At 68.0% G+C, this 15,981-nt stretch carries 16 protein-coding genes; 9 read left to right on the top strand and 7 right to left on the bottom strand.

Annotated features, from left to right (window positions below; translation table 11 throughout):
- The first annotated feature begins 28 nt into the window (after positions 1-28).
- Complete coding sequence (gene thiL / locus ACYQ26_RS01090; RefSeq protein WP_459806450.1) at positions 29-931, top strand: thiamine-phosphate kinase; 903 nt, start codon at positions 29-31, stop codon at positions 929-931.
- 8 nt (positions 932-939) lie between these two features.
- Here thiL and ACYQ26_RS01085 read toward each other — a convergent pair whose 3' ends face one another.
- The 3 genes from ACYQ26_RS01085 to ACYQ26_RS01075 form a co-directional block, all read right to left on the bottom strand.
- Positions 940-2,094 (bottom strand): site-2 protease family protein, encoded by a 1,155-nt coding sequence (locus ACYQ26_RS01085; protein ID WP_459806449.1) that lies wholly within the window; start codon positions 2,092-2,094, stop codon positions 940-942.
- Positions 2,095-2,401: 307 nt separating this feature from the next.
- Positions 2,402-2,647: a DUF7123 family protein gene (locus ACYQ26_RS01080; protein WP_459806448.1), complete on the bottom strand. Its 246-nt coding sequence runs from the start codon at positions 2,645-2,647 to the stop codon at positions 2,402-2,404.
- Between the two features lie 250 nt (positions 2,648-2,897).
- Complete coding sequence (locus ACYQ26_RS01075; protein WP_459806447.1) at positions 2,898-3,725, bottom strand: molybdopterin synthase; 828 nt, start codon at positions 3,723-3,725, stop codon at positions 2,898-2,900.
- 130 nt (positions 3,726-3,855) lie between these two features.
- Between ACYQ26_RS01075 and ACYQ26_RS01070 the strand changes: the two genes are divergently transcribed.
- From ACYQ26_RS01070 to ACYQ26_RS01055, 4 genes are all read left to right on the top strand, one after another.
- Positions 3,856-4,983, top strand: coding sequence for a CapA family protein (locus ACYQ26_RS01070; RefSeq protein ID WP_459806446.1), 1,128 nt, complete (start codon positions 3,856-3,858; stop codon positions 4,981-4,983).
- A gap of 126 nt (positions 4,984-5,109) precedes the next feature.
- Complete coding sequence (pyrH, locus tag ACYQ26_RS01065) at positions 5,110-5,847, top strand: UMP kinase (RefSeq protein ID WP_459806445.1); 738 nt, start codon at positions 5,110-5,112, stop codon at positions 5,845-5,847.
- Positions 5,844-7,574: a lysine--tRNA ligase gene (gene lysS, locus ACYQ26_RS01060; protein WP_459806444.1), complete on the top strand. Its 1,731-nt coding sequence runs from the start codon at positions 5,844-5,846 to the stop codon at positions 7,572-7,574. The genes pyrH and lysS overlap by 4 nt, the downstream gene beginning before the upstream one ends.
- Positions 7,575-7,672: 98 nt before the next feature.
- Positions 7,673-9,520 (top strand): site-2 protease family protein, encoded by a 1,848-nt coding sequence (locus tag ACYQ26_RS01055; protein WP_459806443.1) that lies wholly within the window; start codon positions 7,673-7,675, stop codon positions 9,518-9,520.
- A 121-nt stretch (positions 9,521-9,641) separates the two neighbouring features.
- Here the strand turns inward: ACYQ26_RS01055 and ACYQ26_RS01050 are convergent, their stop codons facing one another.
- Positions 9,642-10,166 (bottom strand): PadR family transcriptional regulator, encoded by a 525-nt coding sequence (locus ACYQ26_RS01050; RefSeq protein ID WP_459806442.1) that lies wholly within the window; start codon positions 10,164-10,166, stop codon positions 9,642-9,644.
- A 154-nt stretch (positions 10,167-10,320) separates the two neighbouring features.
- On the opposite strand from ACYQ26_RS01050, the gene ACYQ26_RS01045 reads away from it, so the two are divergent.
- On the top strand, positions 10,321-11,856 hold the full coding sequence (locus ACYQ26_RS01045; protein WP_459806441.1) for a heme-binding protein: 1,536 nt from the start codon (positions 10,321-10,323) through the stop codon (positions 11,854-11,856).
- Between the two features lie 60 nt (positions 11,857-11,916).
- Here ACYQ26_RS01045 and ACYQ26_RS01040 read toward each other — a convergent pair whose 3' ends face one another.
- The 3 genes from ACYQ26_RS01040 to ACYQ26_RS01030 form a co-directional block, all read right to left on the bottom strand.
- Positions 11,917-12,105 (bottom strand): hypothetical protein, encoded by a 189-nt coding sequence (locus ACYQ26_RS01040; RefSeq protein WP_459806440.1) that lies wholly within the window; start codon positions 12,103-12,105, stop codon positions 11,917-11,919.
- A 158-nt stretch (positions 12,106-12,263) separates the two neighbouring features.
- The gene (locus ACYQ26_RS01035) at positions 12,264-12,653 is read right to left on the bottom strand and encodes a DUF5611 family protein (RefSeq protein ID WP_459806439.1); all 390 of its coding nucleotides are present in this window, start codon (positions 12,651-12,653) and stop codon (positions 12,264-12,266) included.
- 89 nt (positions 12,654-12,742) lie between these two features.
- On the bottom strand, positions 12,743-13,723 hold the full coding sequence (locus tag ACYQ26_RS01030) for a DUF7093 family protein (protein ID WP_459806438.1): 981 nt from the start codon (positions 13,721-13,723) through the stop codon (positions 12,743-12,745).
- A gap of 218 nt (positions 13,724-13,941) precedes the next feature.
- Between ACYQ26_RS01030 and ACYQ26_RS01025 the strand changes: the two genes are divergently transcribed.
- The 3 genes from ACYQ26_RS01025 to ACYQ26_RS01015 all read left to right on the top strand — a co-directional run bounded on the left by ACYQ26_RS01025 (position 13,942) and on the right by ACYQ26_RS01015 (position 15,937).
- Positions 13,942-14,241, top strand: a complete 300-nt coding sequence (locus ACYQ26_RS01025) for a DUF6432 family protein (protein WP_459806437.1) — start codon at positions 13,942-13,944, stop codon at positions 14,239-14,241.
- 46 nt (positions 14,242-14,287) lie between these two features.
- Complete coding sequence (ygfZ, locus tag ACYQ26_RS01020) at positions 14,288-15,421, top strand: CAF17-like 4Fe-4S cluster assembly/insertion protein YgfZ (RefSeq protein ID WP_459806436.1); 1,134 nt, start codon at positions 14,288-14,290, stop codon at positions 15,419-15,421.
- Positions 15,422-15,511: 90 nt separating this feature from the next.
- Positions 15,512-15,937, top strand: coding sequence for a hypothetical protein (locus tag ACYQ26_RS01015; protein ID WP_459806435.1), 426 nt, complete (start codon positions 15,512-15,514; stop codon positions 15,935-15,937).
- Positions 15,938-15,981: the final 44 nt, after the last annotated feature.

The raw sequence follows: 15,981 nt of genomic DNA, 5'->3' as shown, positions 1-15,981 counted from the left end.
TTTTCGTCCTCGAGTATGAACGAGGGGTATGGACGAACGCGCCGCACTGGCGCTGCTGGAGGGCGAACTCGCGGCCGCGGGAGACGACGCGGCGGCGATCGACGGGCTGGTCGTGACGACGGACATGCTCCACGAGCGGACGGACTTCCCCGACGGCACCACTCGGTATACGGCCGGCTGGCGGGCCGTCGGCGCCTCGCTGTCGGACGTCGCGGCGATGGGCGCCGACGCGACGGCCGCCGTCGCCGCCTACGCCGTCCCGGAGTTCGACCGATCGGACCTGCTCGCGTTCGTGCGCGGCGCGCGGGACGTCTGCGAGCGGGTCGACGCGGAGTACGTCGGCGGCGACCTCGACGAGCACGCGGAGTTTACCGTCGCGACGACCGCCGTCGGCCGGACGGACGACCCGGTCGAACGAAGCGGCGCCGAGCCCGGTGATCTCGTCTGCGTGACCGGCTCGTTCGGCCGCAGCGCCGCCGGCCTCGAGCTGTTCCGCCGCGCCGACCGTGAGGCCGACCCAGCCCTGCGCGACCGCGCGAACGAGCTGTTTCGATTCGAGCCCCGCGTCCGGGCCGGCCGCGCGTTGGCCCCGCACGCGACCGCGATGATGGACTCGAGCGACGGGCTCGCCCGCTCGCTCCACCAGCTCGCGGCGGCCAGCGACTGCGGCTTCGCGATCGAGTCGGACGCGGTTCCGATCGCCGACGCGGTTCGGGAGGTCGCCGAGGACGAGGCGGCCGCGCTCGAGTACGCGACGACATTCGGCGAGGACTTCGAACTCGTCGCGACGGTTCCCGAGGACGCGCTCGCGGCGGTCCGTTCGGAGACGGACGTCGCGATTTCGACGATCGGGTCGGTCGTCGACGCCGAGGACGGAGTGACCCTCGACGGCGACCCGCTCGCGGATCGGGGCTACACGCACGGCGAGTAGCGCCGCCGTTACTCGACGATGGCGATCGGCACCGCCATGAAACATAGCAGTCCGAGCCCGAACGTCACGAGTCCGAGCGCGAACCGCCCGAGTCCCAGCGACTCGTCGCGGATCGGCCGCGCAGGGCCGACCGACGCGAGCCACGCAGTAATGATGCCCCAGAACGCCCAGATCGCGACCGAGTTCCCGCTGTAGTCGAGCACGTAGTAGAGGTAGGCCGCGAGGCCGAAGAGGACGCCGGGCACGAGCGCCGCGATCGATTCCTGGAACTCGCCGGCCATCGCCCGGAGGAGGTGGCCGCCGTCGAGTTGGCCGACTGGGATCAGGTTGAGGAACGTGACGAACATCCCCACCCAGCCCCCGATGACGACGGGGTTCACCGCCGTCGCCGGGTCATCCCGGTACAGCGGCTGGTCGAACGCCGCGGCGAGCCACTCGAGCAGCGCCGGATAGCCCAGTCGGATCTGGATGGCGTTGGGGTCCTGTACGACCGTCTCGGGGGCGGTCACTGGCGGTAAGTGCAGCCCGATCACGGTGACGATCACCGTCGCGACCAGCCCGGCGAGCGGGCCCGCGACGCCGATGTCGAACAGCGCCTTCCGGTCCGGGATTCGGCCTTTTATCCTGATGACGGCGCCCATCGTCCCGATGAGCGTCGGAATCGGAATGAAGTAGGGCAGCGACACGTCGACGTTGTGGCGGCGCCCGATCACGTAGTGGCCCATCTCGTGGAACCCCAACACGCCGAGGATCGAGACGGTGAACGGCCAGGCCCGCCAGATGCCGGTCGGGTTCGCGATCGGATCGATGTGGTACCACATCGACCCGGCGAACAGCGTCGAGATAACCGTCAGGCCGAGGAGGACGAGATTCGTCCAGGGAACCCCGTCGATGCCGACGTTCGTCGGCTCGGCGACGAGCGCGTACTCGCCGTGTCGCGTCGTCAGCTCGAGGTCGTAGCCCGAATCCCGAAACACCGGCCACAGCTCTCGGACGAGCTGTTCGGGCGGTTTCAGCGGATCGCCGTAGTAGATCAACTGCTCGCCCTCGATCCGCGTCTCGTAGACCGCGAACACCGACTCGATTCGATCGCGCGGTGGTCTGTCCTCGAGCGATCCGGTCGCCTCGGTCGACCCCAACCCGGACGCGTCGCCGTCGTCCATCACTCGCGATTCGTTATCGGTTCGTATAAATCGACTGCCTCGGGGCGTTTGCTCGGATTCGACCGGCGGGGGCCACCTCGCACTGGCGGATCGAATCGACCGCAAAAAACGAGTCGCGGGAACCGATCGAGCGGGGCTCGATCAGAGCGGGCGTGCCGGATGGCGTCGGAGACGCGCCGGCACGCGGAGTGTATGGCGTGTGTGGTGTGGATGCTGTGGCGCAGAATCCACGTGCGTGAGGTCGGTCAGGGGACGGGACGTGTCGGGGACGGGAGACGTCTGTATGCGTTTCGTATCGTCGATGGCATTAGGCCGTCTCGACGCGCCAGGTCGTCGCGCTCGTGTACGACCACTTCTCGACCTCGAGGTCGCTGGCTGATTCCGAGAGCTTGACCATCAGCGCGCCGATCTCCTTCGGGGACATGCCGACTTCGTCTGCGATGAACTTGCCTTTGAAGTACAGCTCACCGTCTTCTGCGCGTTCGCGCAGATAGCGTTTCAGGCGGCGTTCTTTGCTTTCCGTGGAGGGTTGGGCTGTCGTGCTCATCGACATCAACGCCTTGTGGGGGGAACATGTTATAAAGGGCGGATGATTAGCGAGTTTTCGATTGCCTTCAGCGATCTGGGGTGTAAGCAACGTTTTATTCCCATTTACGATACGTTTTACCGCCGGCTTAGATCGCTCGAGAAATTTTATAACCGATTCTAATTCATTATCGCTGCGAGCTCGTTATCGATCTATTAAGAGTCGCCTTCCGGCGTCATTCGTTATTTTCTGAATTAATTTTCGGGAATATATAGTCTTACGAGCGGTCGTGAACCCAGAATTCGTCCTCGACCGTAACCTCCTTCTTGAACAGCGGCACCTCGTCTTTCAGCCGGTTGATGCCGTCCTCGACGGTCCGGAACGCCTCCTCGCGGTGGCCCGCGAGTACGACGACGTAGACGATGTCCTCGCCGTCCTCCACGACGCCCGTGCGGTGGTAAAGTTCGACCTCGAGGACGCCGTCGCGTTCCTCGAGTTCCGACTCGATGGCGGCCATCCGCTCGTCGGCGACGCCTTCGTACTTCTCGAACTCGAGGTACTGAGTGCGTGCGTCGTCCGCGTCGTCTTTCGCCCGGACGCGGCCGGTGAACGTCGCGATCGCCCCCGAGCGGTCGGCCTTCGGGGAGCGCTTCACGTCGGCGACGATCGACTCGAGGGTGCGGTGGGGTTCGGCGGCCTCGAGGGCGTCGACGAGGCCGTCGTCGACGTCCGCGGGCAAGTCGACGGTTGCAACAACGTCGGCGTCGGGGTCGTCCGTCTCGTCGCCGACGACCAGCGCCGGGTACCGGAGGTCCGAGATCCCGACGACGACGGCGTACTCGCAGTCGGTCGCCAGGCTGTCGAGCGCGTCCTGCACTGACAGTCCCGTTCCGGTCGCGGTCCAGTCGCCGTCGGCGCCGAGGTCGTACGTGACGTCCCCGCCGATCGCCGTCTCCCGCGCGGCGTGCGTGCCGTCGGCGATCGTCGCGTCGTATCTGACGACGCCGACCCGCCCCCGCGCGGAGAGGCGATCGACGACCCGATCGACGACCCGCTCGAGGGTATCACCGCTCGCCCCGCGGTCGAGAATGCCGAGTACGTGCATACCCGAAATATGGACGGGTCGGGGTTTGTAGCTGTCGCTGACCGGCCGATTTTTGGGCCCGTCGGCCGAACCGAGCGCGCGACGCGAAACGGACCCCGACCGTTTTGCGGGCGGTTCGCGAACGCTCGATATGGTCGACGGCGAACGCGAACAGGAATCCGAACCCGACCGCACCCGCCGAATCGGATTCGCCGGCGACGTGATGCTCGGGCGGCTCGTCGACGATCGGCAGCGCAACCGCTCGGTCGACGCGGTGTGGGGAACCGTCCGCGAGCGGCTGCACGGCCTCGACGCGCTCGTGATCAACCTCGAGTGCGTCCTCTCGACGCGCGGCCGACCGTGGACCCGCACGCGCAGACCGTTTCACTTCCGCGCCGATCCGAACTGGGCGGTGCCCGCCCTCGAGGCGGCCGGCGTCGACGTCTGTGCGCTCGCGAACAACCACGTGCTCGACTACGAGGAAGTCGCGCTGCGGGACACGCTCGAGCGCTTGGACGAGGCCGGGATCGCCCGCACGGGGGCCGGGGAGACGATCGACGAGGCGCTCGAGCCGGCGGTGCGGCGCGTCGGCGGGGGTCCCGATACTGATACCGGGGGCGAGGCCGAGGACGAGAACGAGGACGCGCTCTCCCTTGCAGTCGTCTCGCTGACCGACAACACGCCCGAGTACGCCGCCGACGAGGACTCGCCAGGAACCGCGCGGATCGACATCGACGAATCGCGCGACGCGAGCGTTCGATCGCCGTCCGTCGACGTCCTCGCCGACGAGGAGAGCCGCGAGTGCGTCCGAACGGCGCTCGAGCGTGCACGCGAGACGGATCCCGACGTGCTCGTCGCGTCGCTGCACCTGGGGCCGAACATGGTCGCGGAGCCCCCGGCGGCGTTTCGCGAGTTCGGGCGCTGGCTGGTCGAGCGCGGCGTCGACGTCGTCCACGGGCACAGCGCGCACGTCTTCCAGGGGATTGAGGTGCACGACGGCCGGCCGATCCTGTACGATACGGGCGACTTCGTCGACGACTACGCGGTCGACGACGAGCTCCGGAACGATCGGAGCTTCCTGTTCGTGCTGTCGGTGACGCCGGACGGAGAACCGACGGAGCTGCGCCTCTACCCCACGGAGATCGACGGCTGCGCCGTCCACGAGGCGGGCCCCGAGGCGGCCGCGTGGTCCCGAGAGCGGATGCGCGAACTGTCCGAACCGTACGGCACGGCGTTCGACCGCGACGGCGAGGCGCTCGTGTGCCCGCTCGAGTCGTAGACGGTTCGGACCGGCGCAGCTACCGAATTCGGAACCCCGGCCGTGAGCGCGTGCCGTGGTGCGCGCCAACGCTCGAGTGCGCAGTTGGCAACCCTTAAGATAGCAACCCCGCTACACCGGGGTAGTATGAAAGTGGTCGTCTCTATCGGCGGTAGCGTGCTGGTACCCGAGCCGGGCGCGGATCGGGTGGCCGAGCACGCGGCCGTCATCGAGGACCTCGTCGCGGACGGCTGTCGCGTCGGCGCCGTCGTCGGGGGCGGCGGCGTCGCGCGCGAGTACATCGGCGCCGCTCGCGATCTGGGGGCGAACGAGATCGAACTCGATCAACTGGGGATCGACGTCACGCGGCTCAACGCGCGCCTGCTCATCGCCGCGCTTGGCTCGGAGGCGGTGGCGGCGCCGGCGAAGGACTACGAGGAGGCCAGCGAGGCGCTGCGCCGCGACGACGTCTGCATCATGGGCGGGGTCGCGCCGGCCCAGACGACCGACGCCGTCGGCGCCGCGCTCGCGGAGTACATCGACGCCGACCTGCTCGTCTACGCCACCAGCGTCCCCGGCGTCTACAGCGCCGATCCGAACGAGGACGACGACGCGACCAAGTACGACTCCCTCTCCGCGACCGACCTCGTGGACGTCATCGCCGGCCTCGAGATGAACGCCGGCGCGTCGGCCCCGGTCGACCTGCTGGCGGCGAAGATCATCGAGCGCTCGGGGATGCGGACGATCGTCCTCGACGGCACCGATCCGGACCGCATCGCTCGCGCCGTCCGCCACGGCGAACACGACGGGACCGACGTCGTGCCGGAGGGGGCCGGCGAGGAACCGACGTACTGGGCGAGCGACGAAGACGAAGGCGAACGATGAGCGCGGACGATCCTGGCCCTGACCCCGACGACGGCGCCGACGCCGACCTCGACTCCGCGGTACCCGACGAGTACAGCCCCTACACGCTCCAGCGCGAGGACGGCGACGACGCGCGCCACGCCTTCTGGGCGGATACGGTCGCGGATCGCGTAGAAGCGCGAGCGCCCGACGAGCCGATCGTCATCAAGGGCGGCATCTCGCCGTCGGGCGTGCCCCACCTCGGGAACGTCAACGAGATCATGCGCGGGTTCTACGTCGCCGAGGTCCTCCGCGAGCGCGGCCACGAGGTCCGGCAGGTGTTCACCGCCGACGACCGCGACCCGCTGCGGAAGCTACCCCGCACCCTCTGTGACCTCGAGGGCGACCTCGTCGATCTCGGCGAGGTCGACGCTGGCGCGCTCGGGCGCAACCTTGGGGCGCCCTACACCGACATTCCGGACCCGTTCGGCTGCTGCGACTCCTACGGCGACCACTTCGCGACGATCATCCAGGACAGCGCCGACGCGCTGGACGTGCCGATCGATCTCGTCTCGAACACCGACCTGTACGAGAGCGGCGACCTCGAGGACGTCACGGAGTTCGTCCTCGAACACCAGGATCGCGCACGCGAGGTCCTCTCGAAGTATCAGGACAAGGTCGACGACGAGTACGTCCCCTTCAACCCGATCTGCGAGGAGTGCGGCAAGATCACGGAGACGGTGACGAGCGTCGACTTGGAGAGCGAGCCGGCGACGGTCGACTACCGCTGTACGGACATGGACGCCGGCGACCGCACCATCGAGGGCTGCGGCCACGAGGGCACCGCCACCCTGCGCGAGGGCAAGCTCCCCTGGCGCTTCGAGTGGCCCGCCCAGTGGAAGGAACTCGGCGTCGACTTCGAGCCCTTCGGCAAGGACCACGCCGAAGGATCGTGGCCCAGCGGCCAGGACGTCGCGCGCAACGTCCTCGAGATCGAACCCCCGGTTCCGATGGTCTACGAGTGGTTCACCCTCGAGGGTGAGCCGTTCTCCTCCTCCGAGGGCAACGTGATCCTCGTCTCCGACGTGCTCGAGTTGCTCGAGCCCGAGGTGCTGCGTTACTTCTTCGCGAAGGACCCCTCGAAGGCGCGGGACTTCAGCATCGAGCGGCTCGACCAGCTGGTCGACGAGTTCGACCGCCTCGAGGCGATCTACTTCGACGAGATCGAGGCCGACGAGGACGAGCGGGCGTTCGCCGAGCGGGTCTACCCGCTGCTGGTCGAGGAGCCCCGCGAGGAGCGCATCCGCCTGCCCTACACCTTCGCCGCCGTCCTCGGGATGTTCGACGACCCCGACCTGCGCGAGGAGGTCGCCCGCAAGGAGGGCCACATCCCCGAGGACGCGCCCGACTGGGCCGTCGAGGGCGCGCTCGCGCGCGTCGAGAAGGCTCGCAACTGGGCGCGACGGACCGGCAACGAGTTCGACTACGAACTCAAGCGCAGCGAGATTCCCGACCACGAGTTCGACGCGACGACCGAGGACGCGCTCGACGACCTCGCCGACTTCGTCGACTCCGGCGACGGCGTCGACCCCGAGGACCTGCAGGGCGAGATCTACGAGACGGCAAAGCGCCACGACGTCGACATCGGCGACTTCTTCGGCGCGGGTTACCGGCTGTTCTTCGACGAGGAGCAGGGCCCGAAGCTCGGCCCCTTCCTCGCGAAGCTCGATCGGGAGTTCGTCGTCGCGCGGCTCCGGCGCGAGCGGTAAGCGGCGGCGTTTCAGCCGTCGGTTTCCGGTCGTTAGCGGGTGTTCGAGTACAGACAAAAGCCATTTGAGACCGCCTCCCTCAGTTACGGTAGAGATAGATGGATTACGGCTCCCCCTCGTTCGTCGCAGTTTCGGTCCCCGAGCTCTACGGCTCCGAACTCCTGACGTGGATCGTCGCCGGACTCCTGCTCTACTGGGCCGTCGTAATCGCACTCGAGCGGGCGGACCTGCTGCCGGAGTTTATCGGCACGCAGGGGCCGATGCTGACCTTCCACACCAAGCGCGGCCGGGTGCTGCTCGACCGGCTCGCGCGCCCCAAGCGGTTCTGGCGAGCGTGGGCGAACCTCGGCATCGGAATCGCCCTCGTCGTGATGGTGGCGATGTTCGTCTTCCTGCTGATCGCGGCGATCGGTGCGCTCTCCTCGCCGCAGCCGAGTTCGGCCATCCAGCAGCCCCGGAACGTCCTCGTCATCCCCGGCGTCAACGACTTCCTGCCGCTGTCGGCGGCGCCCGGCATCGTCGTCGGGTTGCTCGTCGGCCTGGTCGTCCACGAGGGCGGCCACGGTCTGCTCTGTCGCGTCGAGGACATCGACATCGACTCGATGGGGATCGTGATGCTCGCGATCATCCCGATGGGGGCGTTCGTCGAACCCGATCAGGAGAGCAGCAAATCCGCCTCGAGGGGCGGCCGAACGCGGATGTTCGCGGCCGGCGTGACGAACAACTTCGCGATCACGATCGTCGCCTTCGCGCTCCTGTTCGGCCCCATCGTGGCCTCGATCGGCGTCGCGCCCGGCGCCGCCGTCGGCGGCGTCGCCCCCGGCTCGCCGGCCGCCGCGGCCGACATCCAGCCGGACGACCGGATCACCGCGATCAACGGCGAGCCGATCGAGGGGAACGACGAGTTCCGCGAGCGGGTCGAAACCGCGTCCGGAAACCCGCTCACGGTCGAACTCAACGGCGAGCGCACCGTCGAGGTCGAGCGCTCGCTGCTGGTCACCGCCACGGCCGATAGCAGCGTCACCGGCCTCGAGACCGGCGATTCGATCGTCGCCGTCAACGGTCAAGAGGTGGCGACCGAGACCGAGTTCCTCGAGGCCGTCGGCGACGACGAGATCGCGACGCTGACGGTCGCTACCGGGGACGGCCGCGAGGAGCGCGAGGTGCCGATCGGCGCGCTCGTGACGGTCGCCGAGGACGGGCCGCTCGCCGAGGCCGGCGCGCCGGCCGGCGCTAACCTCGTCGTGACCAGCTTCGACGGCCAGCGGGCGGCCACGCAGTCGGAACTCAACGAACTGGTCGGGCAGACCGATCCCGGCGATCGGGTGACCGTGGCCGGCTACCTCGACGGCGAGCGCGTCGAGTACGAAGTGACGCTCGGCGAGCGGAGTGAAACGACCGGCGGCGGTACCGTCGGCTACCTCGTCTACCCCGGATCGGGAATCTCCGGGGTCTCGACGCAAGCGCTCGGCATCCAGCTCTATCCGGCCGAGGCGTACCTCGCGGCCCTCGGCGGCGGAACTGGCGAGTCCTTCGGTGCGCTCGGCGGCTCGTTCCTCGGGAAGATCGGCTTCGCCCTCATGCTGCCGATCGCCAGCGTCATCGACGTGCTGCCGTACAACTTCGCGGGCTTCGCCGGCGGGATCCAGAACTTCTATCAGGCGCAGGGCCCCCTCGCCGTGCTCGGCGACTGGCCGGTCTTCGCACTCGCAAACGCCCTGTTCTGGACCGGCTGGATCAACGTCCAGCTCGGCTTCTTCAACTGCATCCCGGCGTTCCCGCTCGACGGCGGCCACATCCTTCGGACGAGCACGGAGGCGGTCTTCTCGCGGCTGCCGATCGACGCGACTCGCGGGATGGTCCGCGTGGTGACGACGTCGGTCGGCCTCACGATGCTCGTCAGCTTTCTGGCGATGATCTTCGGCCCGCAGTTGCTCGCGGGTTGAAGCCAGTTCGACGCCGAGTTCAGCCGCGGTACCGATCCATTCCTCGAGCCCGCTTCTATTCACTCTCGAGACGACGTCGACAAAACGTCGGTAGAAGCGCTTCGGGGCTGCTCGAGCCCGGCTACTCCTCGCGGTCGATCCCGTGGCGCTCGTAGAACTCCTCGGGCGTCTCGTCGATCCGCTCGAAGTCCGTCTCGAAGTAGTGTTCGTGGTGGCGTACCACCTGTTCAACGACCCACCGGCTGAACTCCTCGTCGAACCGCCACTCCCCCTCCTGCTCGGGGATCTCGAACCGATCGTCGGTCGAGAAGGCCGCGTAGACGTGGAAAAAGCCCAGGATGACGTCGGCGAAGTCCTTCGCCTTCTCGGCGCCGCCCTCGCGGCGCTCTGCGAGTTCGTCCCGACCGTCGTCGGTGAGTTCGAAGTACTTCCGGTCGGGCTCGTCCGCACGCTCGATGCGCTCGGCCCAGCCCTTCTCCTCGAACTTGTAGAGGATCGGGTACACCGATCCGTAGGAGGGCTCCCAGTGCCCACCGCTGATCTCGCGGATCTCCTTTAAGATCTCGTAGCCGTAGCGGGGCTTCTCCTCGAGTAGCTCGAGCACGAGATAGGCGATGAGTCCTTTCGGGGGCCCACTTTTCCGCATGTACGCGGCCATTTAAACGGGCGTACGTAAAGGGTTTCGGTCGGTGCGATTCGTCCGGTACGCGGTCGCCGCAGCGGCCGACGAGCCGGTCTCGATTCCTGCGAGTCCGTCCGAAACCCGGCCCTTCTTAGCGCTCCCGTCCCAATCCGCCGACATGGAACGACGAGAACCCCCGCAGACCGAGGAGGGCTGGTACGTCCTGCACGACTTCCGGTCGATCGACTGGGACGCGTGGCGCGACGCCCCCGAGCATCGCCGCGAACTGGCGATCGACGAGGGGATCGACTTCCTCGCGTCGGCCGAGCGCGTCGACGACGCCGAGGAGGGAGACTCAGCGACGTTTTCGGTGCTCGGGCACAAGGCCGACCTGCTGCTCCTGCACCTGCGGCCGACGCTCGCCGACATCGACGCCCTCGAGCGCTCGTTCGAACACACGGCGCTGGCCGAGTTCACCGAGCGCGCCGACTCCTACCTCTCGGTGACCGAGGTCTCGGGCTACATGTCCCAGGAGTACTTCGAGGAAGGCGAGGAGGTCGAGGATCAGGGCATGAAGCGGTACATCGAAACTCGCATCAAGCCCTCGATCCCCGACACCGAGTTCCTGAGCTTCTACCCGATGGACAAGCGCCGCGGCGAGCAGGACAACTGGTACGATCTGCCCTTCGACGAGCGCGCGGAGCACCTCGCGAGCCACGGCGAGATCGGCAAGCAGTACGCCGGTCGCGTCACGCAGATCATCTCCGGCAGCATCGGCCTCGACGACTTCGAGTGGGGCGTGACGCTGTTCGGCGACGATCCGACGGACGTCAAGGACCTGCTCTACGAGATGCGGTTCGATCCGTCGACCTCCCGCTACGCCGAGTTCGGCCAGTTCATCTCGGCACGGCAGTTCCCGCCGGAGAACCTCGGCGCGTTCCTCGCCGGCGAGCCGGTTCCCCAGGAGGGTGCCGGCGGTCACGACCACGGCGGTCATTCCCACGCCCACGGTGAGTCCGGCGGCCACGGCCACGGACACGGCGACTCGAGCGGCCATCCGCACGGCGATTCCGATGGTCACGGTCACGATCACGGCAGCGGCGACGGCCACCACGGTGACGGCGACGACGTCCGCGACGAACTCGAGGAGGCCGGCGTCTACGCCGGCCAACCCCACGGCGAGGACGTCCACGCGGTCGTCCTCTACTCGGAAGCCGACACCGACGACCTCTTCGAGGAGGTCGAGGGGCTCCGCAAGAACTTCGACCACTACGACACCCACGTCAAGACCGCGGTCTACGAGCCCCACGACGAGGGCGACGAAGCGGCGGTCGTCAGCCTCTGGGAGACCGAGCGCGCCGCGGACACGGCCGCCGGCTTCCTCGCCGATCTACCCGACGTCGTCCGTCAGGCCGGCGACGACGACGCGGACTCCTGGGGCACGATGGGCATGTTCTACACCGTCAAGCCCGAGCACCGCGCCGACTTCGTCGGCACCTTCGACGACGTCGGCGCCGTCCTCGAGGACATGGAGGGCCACCGCAAGACCGACCTCCTCGTGAACCGCGAGGACGAGAACGACATGTTCATCGCCAGCCGGTGGGACTCCCGCGAGGACGCGATGGCGTTCTTCCGCAGCGACGAGTTCTCCGAGACCGTCGAGTGGGGCCGCGACGTCCTCGCGGACCGGCCGCGCCACGTCTTCCTGGCCTGACCCGTCCGGTTCTCTTTTTCAACCCGCTCCGTCGAACCCGCGATCGGTCGGTCTCCAACCTCAAATCCGACCCGATCCCGTCGTCCGATCGTAGAAGAAGTAGCCCGCGACGCCCGCGAGTCCGAGCGCGAGCGTGACGTACGGCCAGTAACCGGCGTCTCGATCCGTCAGAAACGCGTGTCCGGCCACGAGGATCGCGAACCCGACGTGCGCGGCCAGCGTCGCGACCAGGAACGCGGCGATATCCATCACCGACGACGTCTCGCGGCGCGACAATAGCGGTTTCGAAGCCGACTCGAGACGTCAGTGCGGGCGTCGATTCGGATCCGACGCGGGCTCGATCAGCGCAGAGCCGTCGCTCCCGGCGCGAAGAATACAGGCAGAGCGGTCGCGTCCGATCCGAGCCGTTACGTCTCCACGTCGTGATCCGGTTCGTCCTCGACGGCCCGCTTCATCGAGTCACGACGGGCCTTCGCGTCGCGGCCGGTCGCCTCGAGTAGGAAGTCGTTCTTGAGATCGACGGCCTCGCCGGCGGCCTCGAGCTCGTCGGGGCCGAGTTCCGTCGGGTCGCGCTCGTGGAACTCGACGCCGAGCTTGTCCTTCTTGCCGGAGTATTCGACGGCGCCGACGACGATCTTCTCGAAGACGGGGTTGTCGGGCTCCTCGATGACGAACAGATCGCTGCCCTTGTACTCCTCGGTGTCCGTGATGGGTCCGAAGTACTCCTCGACCGTCGACTCCATGTCGGGGATCCGTTCCTCGAGGTACTCACCGCGACGCATCTTGTACTCCTTCATGGATTGGTAGATACACGGCGGACTGTTTACCTCTTTTCATAGCCGTCGTGGGCGACGTTCCCCCGAACGAGAGCGAAACCGCCGGATACTTATCGGCGGGGTCGTTCGCCGAGGTACCCCTTCCGGCAGTCGGGACAGATGTCGCCGGCGCGCAGGGAGGCGCGGTCGTCGGCCGCGACGAAGTCACAGCGCGGGCAGTAGAACTCGGTCGGAACGCCGTCCTCGTCTGGCCCCGTGTCCTCGGCGGGCGTCGGCGCCGCGCCGGCGCGTTCGATGCCGGTGTCGGGTTCGGCGTCGGTTTCGGTCGCCGTTTCGGCGTCGGCGTCGACGTCGGTAGCGGGTCCGACGTTCGCACCCGCGACGTCGCTCACGGTCGATCCGGCGACCGACGAGGTCGAGTCGTGCTCGAGGACGACCGCGTCGTCCTCCGTGGGGTCGTCGCTGATCCCGTCATCGGGCCACGCGGTCGGTTCGTCGTCGGCGCCGACCGGCGGGCCGACGTCGTCGGTGTCGGGCCACTCGCCGCGGCCGCGGTCGCGATCGGCCGCCTCCTCGAGGGTGTCCTCGATGATCTCGCCGTCGTCGGTGACGGGATCGCCGTTCTCGTCGGTTGGGTGGTCGGGGTCGACGTCGGCCGCTGGGGGCGCGTCGGACTCGGCGTCCGCGTTCGCGTCCGCGCTGGGTGCGTCCGCCGTCGACGCCGCCGGTGCGGCGTCGCCGTCACCGGCAGCGGCGTCGATGAACTCGACGTCCTCGCCGGCCGCCGGCTCGGCGGCGTCCTCGGAGGCGGGATCGGCGTCCGATGGGGACGCTGACGCTGTGCGTTCTGATTGAGACGGTACGTCGGAACCGGCTGCCGGTTCGGAATCGTCGGGCAGTGAGTCGCCGCTCGCACCAGCCGAGAGGCTCGTGACCTCGGTGTTCTCGCTGATGACGTGCCGCTCGCCGCAGCGAGTACACTCCTCGTACTCCTGGACGGTAACGACGACCTCGCTGCCCCGTTCTTCGCGCTCGCGTTCGACTTCGGCGTCGCCGTAGTCGTGTCCGAGCAGCGAACATCGCAGGACCATTGTCCCACCGTTCCGACCCAGGCCATAAAAAACATACCGCCCGGAATATCCGGTCTCCTGTCACTTCTCCGCCAAAACGAGCCTCGGCGACGCGTCTCTCTGCCGTCGGGTGCTTTCGTCCGCGTCCGGTCGGCCGCCGAACGGCCGTGCACGGAATCGGTCCGATCGTCTGTGAGAACGACAAACGTCAAATCCCAGGTCGTCGAACATCCAGACGGATGAGAGCAAAGCGGGAGTTCCGGGACCGGGAGGGGACGGAGGTCGCGGTCCTCGACGAACTCGTCGACCGCGCCGACGACGGCATGACCGTGTTCGAACTCCGCGCCGCCGTCGAAACCGACATCGACGACCTCGAGGAGGCCCTCTCGACGCTGAAGGACGACGACCTGATCGTCGTCGAGAAAAACGCCGGCGAGACGGTGATCAAACCCGACGAGCGGGTGGTTCCCGACGCGCCGACGGACGAGAACGACGACCAGTCGATCGGCGACTGGCTCCGCGATCGGTTCCCGTTTTGAGTATCGAATCGAAACGCCTGTGGGGTACAGGCCCCAGCTAGTAGCTATGACCGTCATCGAATCCGTCCACGCCGATCACGGGGCCGTATTCGGCGAGCGGGACGGCCGAACGATCGTCGAGCACTTCGGCCGCCCGGAGCGCACCCACCGGGCCGTCCGCAACGGCGTCGGCCTGCTCGAGATGGCCTACGGCGTCGTGGTCGTCGAGGGCGAGGACCGCCTCGAGTACGTCGACAACGTCGTCTCGAACCGGGTTCCCGCCGAGGACGGGCAGGGCTGTTACGCGCTCGTGCTCGACCCGCAGGGCGGTATCAAGGTCGAGCTGTACGTCTACAACGCCGGCAAGCGACTCCTGCTCTTTACGCCGCCGACGAAGGCCGAGCCGCTGGTCGAGGACTGGTCCGAGAAGGTCTTCATCCAGGACGTCGACATCCGGCTCGCGACCGACGACTACGCCGTCTTCGGGATTCACGGCCCGCACGCGACCGAGAAGATCGCCAGCGTGCTCAACGGCGCGCCCTCGCCAGACGAGCGCTACTCGTTCGTCCGCGGGACGATGGGCGACGCTGGCGTCACCGTCATTCGAACCGACGCGCTCACCGGCGAGGAGAGCTACGAGGTCATCTGCGCGGCCGAGGAGGCCGAGGCCGTCTACGACATCCTCCTCACGCAGGGGCTGAACGCCGCCCCCTTCGGCTACCGGACCTGGGACTCGCTCACCCTCGAGGCCGGTTCGCCCCTGTTCGCGACCGAACTCGAGGGGACGGTGCCGAACGTGCTCGGTCTCCGGAACGCCCTCGACTTCGAGAAGGGCTGTTACGTCGGCCAGGAGGTCGTCTCCCGGGTCGAGAATCAGGGCCAGCCGAGCCGGCGGCTGATCGGGCTGACGCTCGAGGACGCGGCTATGAGCGACGACGGGGACGGCGGCGATGCTGACGACCCGCAGGTTCCGGACTCCGGCGCCGCGGTCTTCGACGGCGACGCCTCCGTCGGCGAGGTCACCCGCGCCGGCGAGAGCCCGCTGCTCGAGGACGTCATCGCGCTCGCGCTCGTCGACTACGGGCTCGAGAGCGACGCGCTGACGGTTCGGGTCGGCGGGGAGGAGGTGCCCGCGACCCGGACCGAACTCCCGTTCTACGAGGGATCGGATCGGTCGGATCGGCTGCCGGAGTACCGGTAGCGAACCCGTCTCCTCGACGGCGGCCGGACGAGCGGACCGGCCGGAACTGGCCGGCCCCACGGTCAAGGACGGCGACCGCGGACGCCCGGTATGGGCTCGAGTACGAGCGGCGATCCGCCGATCGATACGGGAACCGACTTCGAGGAACTAGCCGCGCGGCTGCGCACGCAGTCGGCCGAGGCGCCCGGCTCCGACACCGAGCGCGTGACGATCCGCTCGCTCGAGGCGGTAAGCGCCGACTCGCTGGCGACGCTGCGCGAAGCCGAGGAGAGCGAGGGCACCGCGCCGGGCGAACTCGTAATCGTCCTCTCGCGGGCCAACGCTGAACTCCTCCTCGAGCGCGATTTCGATCTCGAGGACGTCGACGAACTCGCGGACGCGCTGGGGTGTGCGGTCCAGATCGAGGACGAGATGCCGGACGACACGGTGCTGGTGCTGGACCCGGACGCGGTCGACGGCGAGGAGATCCGCGACCCCGACGCGATCGCGTGCGGCATCGTCGGCACCGATCACTGACGGCGGTCGTTTTCGGTCTCCTCAGTTCGCCTTCTACTCGCGGT

It is taken from the genome of Halopiger thermotolerans, from assembly GCF_054654555.1.
The sequence above is the reverse complement of the archived record's forward strand: the minus strand, read 5'-3'. Positions and strand labels throughout refer to the sequence as shown.